Below are 12,530 nucleotides of genomic sequence, written 5' to 3' on the forward strand. Positions count from 1 at the left end.
ACGAATCTTTGCAAAAATTCGTGGCGCTGCGAGAGGCTGCGCCATGACGAAGGTCACCTCCTTCGACGTCGCCAAGCGGGCGGGGGTGTCGCAATCGGCGGTGAGCCGGGTCTTTTCCGGCGCGTCTGCCTCGAAGGCCACGCAAGCCAAGGTGCGCGCGGCCGCCGAGGAGCTGGGCTACAGGCCCAACGTGCTCGCGCGCTCGCTCATCACCGGGCGCTCGAAGATCATCGGGCTCGTCGTAGCCTACCTCGAGAATCCCTTCTACGTCGACGCGCTCGAGCGGCTCTCGAACGCGCTGCAGGCGCAGGGCTATCACATGCTGATCTTCACGGCGTCCTGGTCGTCGGATGTGGAGGCGGTGGTGCAGGAGCTGCTGGACTACCAGGTGGACGGGATCATCGCGGCCTCGGTGGCGATTTCCGACGGTCTGATGGATCGCTGTGCAGTGGCGGGGATCCCGGTCGTCCTCTTCAATCGCGGGCAGCCCGGGGGCGCGCTCACGCAAGTGACCTGCGCCAACCGCGCCGCCAGTGCGGGCATCGCCGATCACCTGGTGGCGCTCGGGCACCGCAAGATCGGGCATATCGCGGGCTGGGAAGGATCGCTCACCGGACGGGACCGGGCGGCGGGTTTTGCCGAGGGGCTGGCGCGCCACGGGCTCGAGGCGTCGGTGATCGCGGGCGATTACAGCCGGGAGCGGGCACGGGCGGCGGCCTGCGCGCTCGTGGACGAGGCAGGCGTGGACGCGATCTTTGCCGGAAACGATCACATGGCGTTTGCGGCCCTCGACGCGCTCTGCCACGAACGCGGCATGAGAGCGGGCGAGGACATCTCCATCGTGGGCTTTGACGATGTGCCCATGGCGGCGTGGTCGGCCTATGATCTGACGACGTGGCGCCAACCGTCCGGTCAAATGGTCGACGCCACCGTGGCGCGGATGATGGCGCTCATCGACGGGGATACCACGCCCCGCCGCGTGGAAATCGAGGGAGAGCTCATCGTGCGCGGCTCCACTCGCAAGAAAGGCTAGGCATGCGCGGATTTTCCAACGAGTTCGAAGACTTCCCCGACTACATCCTGAAGATCACCGAGGAGATCTGGGAGGGCCGTGGCCTCGGCGCGGCGATGAAGGCCTTCTACCACCCCGACGTGATCGTGCGCGTGCCGGCCGGCATCTCCACCGGTGAAGCGGGGATGACGCAGAACACGCTGGAGACGCTCGACGAATTCCCGGACCGCGTGCTTCTGGGCGAGGACGTGATCTGGTCCGGCTCGCCGGAGGAGGGGATGCTCTCCTCGCACCGCATCTTCTCCACGGCGACGCATCACGGCGGCAAGTTCGGCCCCGCGAGCGGCATCAAGCTGCGCTTCCGGGGGATGGCGGATTGCTATGCCAAGGACAACCAGATCAGCGACGAATGGCTGGTGCGGGATAACGGCGTCATCGCCCGCCAGCTCGGCCACACGCCCGAGGCCTTCGTGCGCACCGAGATGGAGGCAGGGCGGCCCATGGGCGCGTTCTTGCCCGAAAATGACATCACGGGACCCTATACCGGGCGTGGCAATGATGACCCCTGGGGGCACAGGTACGCCGTACTGCTCGAGCGGATCATGGGCGCGGAGATCAACGCCATCCACGAGAACTGGGACCGTGCCTGCACGCTCGAGTATCCCGGCGGGGTGAGCGCAACGGGCCGCGAGGCGGCGGATGCCTTCTGGCTCGGGCTGCGCAGCGCCTTCCCGGGCGCAGAGTTCAAGCTCCAGCACGTCATTGGGCGCGAGGACCCGCTCATGCCACCACGGGCCGCCATTCGGTGGAGCCTCGATGGCCTCCACGAGGGCTGGGGCAGCTTTGGCCGGCCCTCCGGCAAACGGGTGCATGTCATGGGGATCTGTCACGCGGAGTTCGGTCCCTGGGGCTTGCGGCGCGAATGGGTTTGCTACGACGAGCTGGCGATCTGGGCGCAGATCCTCGCCTGACCGGCGGGTGATGGCGGGCGGGTGATTCTGGGGCCCTGGGCCGCCCGGCGCAGGATCGGGGGCCCGGGCCGGATTTTCTTCCGACACTGTGACACCGGGTGTTTGCCCCTGAATCCAACGCGATACGGCCGGAGGTTCATCGTAGCGTGCCGCATCATATGGATGCCGCCTTGACGCTATCCCCAAGATTGGCCTTATTTCACGACATCTGCTGACAAGTACGGGCGCGACCACGAATTATTGAGCGCCTTGTTTCTGGGGGTCATTATGTTGACGCGTCTTTCGGCTGCTTTGGCCGGGATACTTGCCATATCTGCGGGGCTCGCAACCTCTGCCGCGGCCTGCGGCGGCACCTACACCGTGGCGCGGGGAGACTCGCTCACCCAGATCGCCAACGACCTCTACAAGGACGCGCGCAAATGGTCGGTGATCTACCAGACCAACGTGGCCCGCATCGGCGATGATCCCGAGCGGATCACGGTGGGCACACGGCTCACGCTCACCTGCATCGACGGGCTGCCCGCGGGGCTGGAGGACGGGCTGTCGCTCGACAAGATCGAGGCAGTGTCGGCACTGAGCGCGGTGCCCTTTGCTACGCCGGAGACGCGGGAGCGGATCAACCTTCTGACCGCGGATGACTATCGCCCCTTCACGGACCGCACGCTGCCCGGTGGGGGCATGTTCACCGAGATCGTAACTCGCGCCATGGAGGCTGCCGCGCCCGACGACGGCTTCGCCATTCACTGGGTCAATGACTGGGCCTCCCATCACGATCCGCTGCTCTCGCAAGCGCTCCTCGACCTCGGCTTCCCCTGGTTCAAGCCCGATTGCGCGGCCAACCCGCGCGCCGCCCGCTGCGAGACGCTCGTTTTCTCGGAGCCTGTCTTCGAGGTGCTGACGCTCCTCTTTGTCCGCACGGGCGATCCGCTCACATTCTCGAGTGACAGCGATCTTCACGGCGCGTCGCTCTGCCGCCCGGCCGGCTATTCGACCTTCATCTTCGACGAAAAGGGGCGGAACTGGCTCGCGGACGGTCACGTCTCGCTGGATATGCCGGAGACCATCGAAGCCTGCTTCGAGGGGCTCGTCGCGGACGCCTATGACGGTGTCGTGCTCAACGAGTTCACCGGGCGCGAGAAGATCAACGCGCTGGGCCTCGCCGGGCAGGTGGAGGTCGCCGCCGGGCGGCCCATCGCCATCGACGGGCTCCACATCGTCGCGCACAAGGCGCATCCCGAGGCAGACGAGCTCATCGCGCTCGTCAATGCTGGCCTCGCCGAGATCAAGCGCGACGGGACCTACCAGCGCACCATCGACACGCACATGACCCGGATCTGGGCAGAATTGGCGGGCTCCTGATGGGACATGTTCGCCATGCCGCCGCTGTGACGCTCGCGCTCCTCGGGGCGCCCGCCGCCGCTGACTGCGTCACCGCGCGGCACGTGGTGGCACCCGGTGAAACGATCTTTACCATCGCGGAGGGCTACTACGGCGCGCTCGAGCGCTGGTCGCTGATATACTACGCCAATGTCGAGGCGCTGGCAGACCCCCTCGACATCCCTGAGGGGACGGCGCTCGCCATCCCGTGCCCGCCCGGGGGCGAGACATTCGCCATGGAAACGACGCCCTTCACGCCCGACGCAGCGGAGATACGGCTTCTCACCGGGAGCAACTTCGCCCCCTTCACGGACCGCGACTGGCCGCTCGAAGGGATGGTCACGGAGCTCGTCGTGGCCGCTCTGGAAAAGGCGCCGGACGCCGTCAGCTTCTCCATCGACTGGAACGACGATTGGTCGGCCCATCTCGCGGCGCTGGATGACGCGGAGTTCGACATGGGCTTCCCCTGGGCGAGGCCCGATTGCGCCGCCATGGCCGAGCACCCGCACTGCGTGGCCTTTCACTTTTCCGATCCGGTCGTGGAGCTTCTGAGCCTGCTCTTCGTTGCGGAGGGCTCGGACCTCGTCTTTGAAGAGGACGGCGATCTCCATGGACAGACGCTCTGCCGCCCGGCGGGGCTTGCGACCTTCGATCTCGATAGCGCAGATCGCCGCTGGCTCACGGAAGGCCTCGTCGCGCTCGAGACCCCTGCCACGGCGCGGGATTGCTTCGATCTTCTGAGCGCCGGGGCGGTGGATGCCGTGGCACTCAACGAGTTCACCGGCTGGACGACCCTCACGGAGATGGGCCTGCGGGGCGCGGTCGCGCCGCTCCCCCGGCCGCTCGGTGTCGAGGGGCTCCACGTCATCATTCCAAAGCGGCACTGGCGCGGCACCACGCACCTTTACCGCATCAATGCTGGGCTCGCGCGGCTGAAGGAGAGCGCGCGCTACGACGAGATCGTCTCGCGTCACTTGGGGGTGTTCTGGGATCGGGTGAACTGATCTTTCCATGAGCATCATGGCCGCGCGTTGCAGCCCGCGCGTCCAGACTGCGAGATGAAGCGCCACCCCGTTTGCAGCCCGGGGTGGCGCTTTTTCTTTGGGCTTGAGGGGCGCGGCGCGGGCGGTAAGGTGGCCCCAAAAGAGGAGAGGCAGATGATCAAGACGACCCATGTGGGCAGCTTGCCGCGAACCCAGAAAGTGGTGGATTTCATCTTCGCCCGCGAGAACGGCGCGGCCTATGACGAGGCCGAGTTTCAGGCGGCGATGACGGAGGCTTGCGCAGAAACGGTACGGCGGCAGGTGGCCGCGGGTGTGGGCGTGGTGAGCGATGGCGAGACCTCGAAGATCAGCTATGCCACTTACGTGAAGGATCGCTACACCGGCTTTGGCGGAGACAGCCCGCGCAACGCGCCCGCCGATCTGAAGCTCTTTCCCGGCTTTCTGAAGCGGCTCGCCGATGATGGCGGCACGCCGCAATACGCGCGGCCCATGTGCGTGGGGCCGGTGGCGTCAAAAGGGCAGGGCGAACTCGAGATCGACATCGCGAACCTCAAGGCCGGGATGGCCGCCCATCGCGCCGAAGAGGGCTTCATGAATGCGGCCTCGCCCGGGGTGATCTCGCTTTTCCTGCAGAACGATTATTACCCCACGCGGGAGGAATACCTCGCCGCGCTCGCCGACGCCATGCGGGAGGAATACCGCACGATCGTGGACGCGGGCCTCTACCTGCAGCTCGATTGCCCGGACCTCGCGCTTTCGCGGCACATGCTCTTCGCCGACCTGACGGACGCGGAATTCCTGAAGATCGCGGCGAGCCACGTGGAGGCGTTGAACCACGCACTCGACGGCATCGATCCGTCCCGCGTGCGGGTGCATATCTGCTGGGGCAATTACGAGGGCCCCCATGTCTGCGACATCGACATGGCGAAGGTCTTTTCGACCTTCATGTCGGTGAATGCGGCGCAGCTCCTCTTCGAGACGTCCAATCCGCGCCACGCACATGAATGGACCGTCTTCCGCGATCGCGCGGGGGAGATCCCGGAAGACAAGGTGCTCGTGCCCGGCGTCGTCGATTCCACCACGAACTTCGTGGAGCATCCCGAACTCGTGGCCGAGCGCATCGCGAAGTTCGTTGGCATCGTGGGGGCGGAGCGCGTGATCGCGGGCTCCGATTGCGGCTTCGGCACCTTCGCGGGTTTCGGCGCCGTGGACCCGGATATCGCCTATGCCAAGCTTGGCGCGCTTGCCGAGGGGGCCGAGCTCGCGAGCGCGCGGCTCTGAGATGGAGCCCGTCGTCTTTCTGCCGGGCATGATGTGCGATGCCCGTCTTTTCGCGCCCCAGCTCAACGCGTTGAGCCGGGAGCGGGCGGTCATGGTCGCGCCGGTTTGCGTGGGTGACCGGATCGAGGAGATCGCCTCCAACGTGCTCACCTCGGCCCCGGCGAAGTTCGCGCTCTGCGGGCTCTCCATGGGGGGCATCGTCGCGATGGAGGTGATCCGCCGGGCGCCTGACCGGGTGACGCGGATCGCGCTGATGGACACCAATCCGCTCTCCGAGACGCCCGAACGCGCGGCGGCGCGGGAGCCCCAGATCGTGCGCGTGAAGGCGGGGAGGCTGCGCGAGGTGATGCGTGACGAGATGAAGCCGCAATACCTCGCCCACGGGCCGCACCGCCGCGAGATCCTCGACCTGTGCATGGATATGGCGGAGACGTTGGGGCCGGAGGTGTTTCTCCACCAGTCGCGCGCGCTGCAACGGCGGCGGGACCAGCAGAGCACGCTGCGCAAGATCAAGTGCCCGGCTCTGGTCCTGTGCGGCGCGGAAGATGCGCTCTGCCCGCCCGAGCGGCACAAGTTCATGGCCGAACTCATCCCCTACAGCAGCTTCAAGCTGGTGGAGGGGGCCGGGCACCTGCCCCCGCTGGAGCAGCCGGAGGCGACGACCGAGCTCTTGCGCAGCTGGCTCAGGCAGCCTCTCGTCCTGCAATAGCGCGCCGGGGCGGGCCTCGGGCAAACCCCGCTTCGTAGCGGCTTACTCAAGCCGCCTTCAAAGCACCTTTGCATCAGGCGGCGTTCTTGTTGGCGGCGCGGGCGGGCTTCTTCCGCGCGTTCTGATCGATGAATTCCAGAACGAGAGGCCGGATGTTGTTGCGCCAGCTCTTGCCGGCGAAGATGCCGTAATGCCCTGCGCCAGGCTCGAGATGGGCCGCCTTCTTTGCCTCCGGCAGCCCTGTGAGAAGCTCCAGCGCCGCGAGGCACTGCCCGGGGGCCGAGATATCGTCCTTCTCGCCCTCCACGATCTTCACCGCCACGTCCGTGATCTTCGAGATATCGACCTTGCGGCCTGCCACGGTGAACGTGTTCTGCGCGATGTGGCGCTCCTTGAAGACGCGCTCGACGGTGGAGAGATAGAATTCCGCCGTCATGTCCATCACCGCGAGATACTCGTCGTAGAACGCGTTGTGGCGGTCATGGTCGGAGGCCTCCCCCTGGGCCGTGCGCATGATCTGGTCGTAGAAGCTCTTGGAATGCGTGTCGGCGTTCATCGACATGAACGAGGCCAGCTGCAGCAGGCCGGGATAGACCATGCGGCCCACGCCCTTGTACTTGAAGCCCACGCGCTGGATCATCGTCTCTTCGAGCTGGCCCATGGTCACGCGGCGTCCGAAATCAGTGACATCGGTGGCGGCTGCATCGGGATCGATCGGGCCGCCGATGAGCGTCAGCGAGGCCGGTTGCGCCTTCGGGTCGTCTTCGGCGAGGTAGGCTGTCGCCGCAAGCGCGAGCGGCGCGGGCTGGCAGACGGCGATGACATGGGTGTCGTGGCCCAGCGCCTTCATGAACTCCACCAGATAGAGGGTGTAATCCTCCACGTCGAACTTGCCCTCGCTCACGGGGATGTCGCGGGCATTGTGCCAGTCCGTGATGTAGACCTCGCAATCCGGCAGGAGCGAGGTGACCGTCTTTCGGAGAAGTGTCGCGTAATGGCCCGACATGGGCGCGACCAGAAGCACCCGGCGCTTCTGCGGCTTCCGGCCCTGCACGGCGAAATGGATAAGATCGCCAAAGGGCTTTTCGACCACCGTCTCGATGGAGATCAGGTGATCCTTGCCGTCAGCCATAGAGATCGAGGCGAGGCCCCAATCGGGCTTGGCGACCATGCGCGCGAAGGTGCGCTCCGTCACCTCGCCCCAGGCTGCCATCCACTGCACCATCGGATTTGGCACCATGGCCAGCGCGGGGTAGGAGCCCAGCGCCTTGGCCGTCGCGCCCAACCATTCGTTGGTGTTGCGGGCGGATTCCATGAGGTCGTAGCTCATCATGTAGCGCATCGTCTGGCCCCCCTTAGGCCGTGTCCCATCTCCCAGGTGCCCCTTATTTTCGGGACTTGTCTTGGACCTGCCTGCTCGAACGGGTAGTACTAGAGGTCAGACCAACAGTCGCGTATCGGCGCCTCGTGATCCGGGCGCCCAGCGATTATGCTGCAAGTGCAAACTAGGCCGAAGTAGTTGAGAAAGCAATGAAGAACGACACCGACTTCACGCCATCCGAGAAACTCACGGCAAATCTGGAGCGCGTCGATCAGCTCACGAAACGGCTGGTTGCGGCGCTTTCGGAGAAAAAGGAACCCACGCCGCAAGCGCTTCAGGGGCCCAACCAGGAGCTCTTCATGCGGGCGGCCACCGCCTACATGGCGGAGATGATGGCCAACCCGGCGAAGATCATGGAGCACCAGGTGGGCTTCTGGACGAAGTCGGTGAAACACTACGTGGAAGCGCAGGCCGCGCTCTCGCAGGGCAAGATCCAGGCGCCGAAGGATGACACGCCCTTCGACCGGCGCTTCCAGAACCCGCTCTGGGACACGCATCCTTATTTCAACTTCCTCAAGCAGCAATACATGCTCAACGCCGAAGCAGTGGGGCAGGCGATCCAGGACATCGAGCATCTCGAGCCGCGCGAGAAGCGGCGCGTGGAGTACTTCTCGCGCCAGATCATCGACATGTTCTCCCCGTCGAATTTCCTCGGCACCAACCCCGAGGCCCTTGAGCGGGCGGTTGAGACGGAGGGCGAGAGCCTTGTGAAAGGTCTCGAAAATCTCGTGGCTGACATTGAGGCCAACCACGGCGATCTCATGGTCACGCTCGCGGACAAGGACGCTTTCGTGGTGGGAGAGAACCTTGCGACGACGCCGGGCCGTGTCGTCTTCCAGAACCGGATGTTCGAGCTCATCCAATACAGCCCGACGACGGACGAGGTGGAAAAGACCCCGATCCTGATCTTCCCGCCATGGATCAACAAGTTCTACATCCTCGATCTCAAGGCGCAGAATTCGCTGATCAAGTGGCTGGTGGATGAAGGGCACACCGTCTTCATGGTGAGCTGGGTGAACCCCGGGCATGATTATGCCGAGGTGGGGATGCTCGATTACGTCGAAGAGGGCTACGAGACAGCCATCGCCGAGGTGAAGAAAAAGGCGCGCGTCAAGAAGGTCAATGTCGTGGGCTACTGCATCGCCGGAACGACGCTGGCGCTCACGCTCGCCCGACGTGCCAAGCGCGAGATGACCGATGATATCAACTGCGCCACGTTCTTCACGACGCTCACGGACTTCTCCGACCAGGGCGAGGTGGGCGTGTTCCTGAACAACGATTTCATCAACGGGATCGAGGCCGAGTGCCAGCGGACGGGGCTGCTTGAATCCATCTACATGGCGCGGACCTTCTCCTATCTCCGTTCCAACGACCTGATCTATGGCCCGGCCATCAAGAGCTACATGATGGGGGAAGCGCCGCCCGCCTTCGACCTGCTCTATTGGAACGGGGATTCCACGAACCTGCCGGGCAAGATGGCGGTGGAGTATCTCCGGGGGCTTTGCCAGGACGATCTCTTCGCCAATGGCGGCTTCAAGCTGGGCGATGATACGCTCTACCTCCAGGAGGTGAATGTGCCGCTCTGCGCCATCGCCTGCGAAACAGATCACATCGCCGCCTGGAAGAGTTCGTATTACGGCGTCCAGAAGATGAGCAGCACCGACAAGACCTTCATCCTCTCGCAGTCAGGGCATATCGCGGGCATCGTGAACCCGCCGTCGAAGAAGAAGTACGGGCACTACATCAACCCCGACCTGAAGCGCGCGGCAGACCCCTGGAAGGACGGGGCCGATTTTGTCGAGGGGTCGTGGTGGCCGCGCTGGAGCGCTTGGCTCAAGGACCGGTCAGACGGGACTGTGAAGGCGCGGATTCCGGGGGGCGCAAAGGAAAAAGAGCTGCCCGCAGCCCCCGGCACCTACGTGACGGCCGAACCAACCAGCTGATTTGAATAGATAATTTCCGAGAAGCAGATTTTTGCTGCAGTGCAGCAAAAATACTTGAAATGCTGCGTTGCAGCGCGTATATTCTTTGCAGACGCAGAAAGCCGGGATGGTCCCGGGAGCGACTGAAAGGACCGTACAATGGCCAAGCAAGCACAAGATTTCTCCGCCATGTTCAAGGACATGATGGGCGCATTCCCCGTGGATACCAAAGCCATGGAAGATGCCTTCAAGACCTCCACCACGCTGTCTGAGAAGATGGCTGCCGTAACCCTCGACGCCGCTGAGAAGTCCACCGAGATTTCCGCCAAGTGGACGAAAGCCACCATCGGCAAGGTGTCCGACGTCACGAAGGCGAAGCCCGAGATGGCGGACTACGGTAAAGCGATGACGGATTTCGCATCTTTCTCCGCTGAGACCGCAGCTGAGCACATGGCAGCCTTCGCTGAGGTCGCCAAGAAGGTGCAGATGGATACCGTCGAGCTCATGCTCGCCGCAGGCAAGGACATGACGGACGAAGCCACCGCCGCCGTCAAGAAAGCCACCGACGACGTCACCGCGGCAACGAAGAAAGCCACGGCGAAGTAATAATCAGGTTTCCTGAACACGCCGCACATCCTCCCAATTGCGGTGTGATACCTGGGCGGGCCGAAGGTTACCTTCGCCCGCCCTCTTTTTGTTTGGACATTCTGCACCGGCGCGGTAGCGTTCTGCACCGCCGCGAAGTTTGGCGGGCGTTTTCGGGAGGAGATGCGCTTCATGACGAAAAAGGACGCGCCTCTGCTGATCAAGCGCTACGCGAGCCGAAGGCTCTACAATACCGAGACATCCGATTACGTGACGCTCGAAGACATCGCCGCCTTTATCCGCGAGGGCCGGGATGTGAAAATCGTGGATCTGAAATCCGGGGACGACCTGACCCGGCAGTACCTTCTTCAGATCATCGCTGACCATGAGTCAAAGGGTGAAAACGTCCTGCCGGTGACCGTGCTCCAGGACCTCGTGCGCACCTACACCACGCAGGCGACGAGCGTCGTGCCGCAGTTCCTCGCGGCGAGTTTCGAGATGCTGCGCGATGGCCAATCCAAGATGATGGACCAGATGGGCGCCATGAACCCGATGGCGACGATGCCCGGCTTCGAGGCCATGAAGGCGCAGCAGGAGGCCTTCATGAAGGCCATGACCGGCGGCGTGTCCGGCTGGTCGGCGCCCGCGTCCGAAGGCGATGAGGAGTCCGGCGAAGACCTCGACGCGATCAAGAAGCAACTGGCGGAGCTCCAGGACAAGCTGGCCAAGCTCTGAGACCCGTGCGCGTCGCGCCCCGGACGTGATCCGGAACCTCCCTGTATTATAGAATGATGTTGAGGACTGCACCTTGGGGTGCCGCGTCTTGAGGAGCCAGAGGCCCCGGGTCAGGCCCGGGGCGTGAGGGCCCCGGTCAGGCCACGTCGAGGAAGACTTGTGTTAGGGCCGCGTCGAGCTTTGTAAACATCTCGTCCATTTGGCTGTCGGTCATGATGAATGGCGGGCAGAGGACGATGGCCTGCCCCAGAGGCCGGCAGATCAGCCCCTGATCCGTGCAGGCATTGGCGATACGCTCCGAGACGCTGAGATGCCCCTCGAACGGCGTCTTCGTCGCCCGGTCGCGCACGGCCTCGAGCGCGCCCATGAGGCCCTTTCCGCGCACCTCGCCGATATTTTCATGCCGCGCCATGATGTCGGCCATACCCGCCTCGAAGCGGGGCGTGAGTGCGCGGGCCTGATCCATGAGGCCTTCGCCCAGGATGAGATCGATCGCCTTCAAGGCAATGGCCGCGCCCACCGGGTGCCCGGACGCCGTGAACCCGTGGGGGAACTCCTCGATGGCCTCGGAGGCAGCTTGCAGGCGCGCCGTGAGCTCCGGCCCGAGAATGACGGCCCCCATGGGGAAGAAACCCGCCGTGAGGCACTTCGAGGAGATGATGGCGTCGGGCATGAAGCCATAGGTCTCGCAGCCCCAGGTCTCGCCCGTGCGTCCGAAGCCGCAGATCACCTCGTCGGATATGAGCGGAATGCCGTGCGCCTTCAGGATCGGCTGGATCGCCTGGAAGTAGCCGGCGGACGGCGGGATGACCCCGCCCGCGCCCATCACCGGCTCCGCGAAGAAGCCTGCGATGGTCTCTGCCCCCTCGCGCGCGATGAGATCCTCAAGCTCCCGTGCGAGGCGGGCCGTGAACGCGGCCTCGTCCTCGCCGTCCTGCGCTTCGCGCCAGTAATGCGGGCAGGTGAGGTGATGAAACTCGGGCAGCGGCAATCCGAAAACGCTGTTATAGGGCTTGCCCGTCATGGAGGCCGAGACCGCCGTCACGCCATGATAGGCATTCTTTCTCGTGATGATCTTGCGCCGCGCGGGCTGGCCCTCGGCCCCGGCGAGGAACCAGAGCATCTTGACCATCGTGTCGTTCGCCTCCGATCCGCTGTTGGTGTAAAAGACCTTGCCCGTCTCGAAGGGCGAGACCTCCACCAGCCGCTCTGAGAGCGCCACGGTCTCCTCGGCCATGCGCCCAAAAAAGGCGTGGTAGCCGGGGAACTTGGCGTAGGCGTCCTGCGCGGCTTTCGTGAGCCCCGGGTGATCGAAGCCCGCCACCATGTTCCATAGGCCGGAATTGGCGTCGAGATACTGGCGCCCGTGGACGTCGCGCACATAGGGGCCCGAGCCGCCCGTGAGGACGACGGCGCCACGGTCGGCGATGGTGGGGAGGTCTGTGAAGCCGTAGAGGCTCACGCGGTCAGCGCGGGCTTCCCAGCTGTTGGGGGCATGGTCTTTCATGATCTTTTTCCTGGCGCTGGTGGCGAGAGCGGGTGCCTCCGGCGGA

General features: G+C 64.5%; 11 protein-coding genes. 9 read left to right on the forward strand and 2 right to left on the reverse strand.

The annotated features are described in order from the left end of the window. The first annotated feature begins 43 nt into the window (after positions 1-43). From AAFM92_01530 to AAFM92_01555, 6 genes are all read left to right on the forward strand, one after another. The gene (locus tag AAFM92_01530; protein MEL7299040.1) at positions 44-1,033 is read left to right on the forward strand and encodes a LacI family DNA-binding transcriptional regulator; all 990 of its coding nucleotides are present in this window, start codon (positions 44-46) and stop codon (positions 1,031-1,033) included. 2 nt (positions 1,034-1,035) lie between these two features. After that, positions 1,036-1,983 carry an ester cyclase gene (locus AAFM92_01535; GenBank protein ID MEL7299041.1) on the forward strand — a complete coding sequence of 316 codons (948 nt, stop codon included), beginning with the start codon at positions 1,036-1,038 and terminating at the stop codon, positions 1,981-1,983. Positions 1,984-2,250: 267 nt separating this feature from the next. Then, complete coding sequence (locus AAFM92_01540; protein ID MEL7299042.1) at positions 2,251-3,342, forward strand: transporter substrate-binding domain-containing protein; 1,092 nt, start codon at positions 2,251-2,253, stop codon at positions 3,340-3,342. Further along, on the forward strand, positions 3,342-4,364 hold the full coding sequence (locus AAFM92_01545; protein MEL7299043.1) for a transporter substrate-binding domain-containing protein: 1,023 nt from the start codon (positions 3,342-3,344) through the stop codon (positions 4,362-4,364). The genes AAFM92_01540 and AAFM92_01545 overlap by 1 nt, the downstream gene beginning before the upstream one ends. Positions 4,365-4,517: 153 nt before the next feature. Beyond that, entirely contained in the window at positions 4,518-5,645 is a 1,128-nt protein-coding gene (locus tag AAFM92_01550; GenBank protein ID MEL7299044.1) for a cobalamin-independent methionine synthase II family protein, read from the forward strand. A gap of 1 nt (position 5,646) precedes the next feature. Continuing rightward, a complete protein-coding gene (locus AAFM92_01555; protein MEL7299045.1) occupies positions 5,647-6,354 on the forward strand; it encodes an alpha/beta fold hydrolase in 708 nt (235 codons plus the stop codon). A gap of 73 nt (positions 6,355-6,427) precedes the next feature. On the opposite strand, the gene phaZ is transcribed toward AAFM92_01555, so the two are convergent. After that, complete coding sequence (gene phaZ, locus AAFM92_01560) at positions 6,428-7,696, reverse strand: polyhydroxyalkanoate depolymerase (GenBank protein ID MEL7299046.1); 1,269 nt, start codon at positions 7,694-7,696, stop codon at positions 6,428-6,430. Positions 7,697-7,884: 188 nt separating this feature from the next. Between phaZ and phaC the strand changes: the two genes are divergently transcribed. The 3 genes from phaC to phaR all read left to right on the forward strand — a co-directional run bounded on the left by phaC (position 7,885) and on the right by phaR (position 10,977). After that, positions 7,885-9,678, forward strand: coding sequence for a class I poly(R)-hydroxyalkanoic acid synthase (gene phaC, locus AAFM92_01565; GenBank protein ID MEL7299047.1), 1,794 nt, complete (start codon positions 7,885-7,887; stop codon positions 9,676-9,678). 138 nt (positions 9,679-9,816) lie between these two features. Next, positions 9,817-10,263: a phasin, PhaP gene (locus AAFM92_01570; protein MEL7299048.1), complete on the forward strand. Its 447-nt coding sequence runs from the start codon at positions 9,817-9,819 to the stop codon at positions 10,261-10,263. A 171-nt stretch (positions 10,264-10,434) separates the two neighbouring features. After that, positions 10,435-10,977, forward strand: coding sequence for a polyhydroxyalkanoate synthesis repressor PhaR (phaR, locus tag AAFM92_01575; protein MEL7299049.1), 543 nt, complete (start codon positions 10,435-10,437; stop codon positions 10,975-10,977). A gap of 136 nt (positions 10,978-11,113) precedes the next feature. Here phaR and AAFM92_01580 read toward each other — a convergent pair whose 3' ends face one another. After that, complete coding sequence (locus tag AAFM92_01580) at positions 11,114-12,484, reverse strand: aminotransferase (protein MEL7299050.1); 1,371 nt, start codon at positions 12,482-12,484, stop codon at positions 11,114-11,116. Positions 12,485-12,530 lie beyond the last annotated feature (46 nt).

The sequence above is a fragment of the Pseudomonadota bacterium genome (assembly GCA_038533575.1).
In the GTDB taxonomy this organism is placed as follows: domain Bacteria; phylum Pseudomonadota; class Alphaproteobacteria; order Rhodobacterales; family Rhodobacteraceae; genus Shimia_B.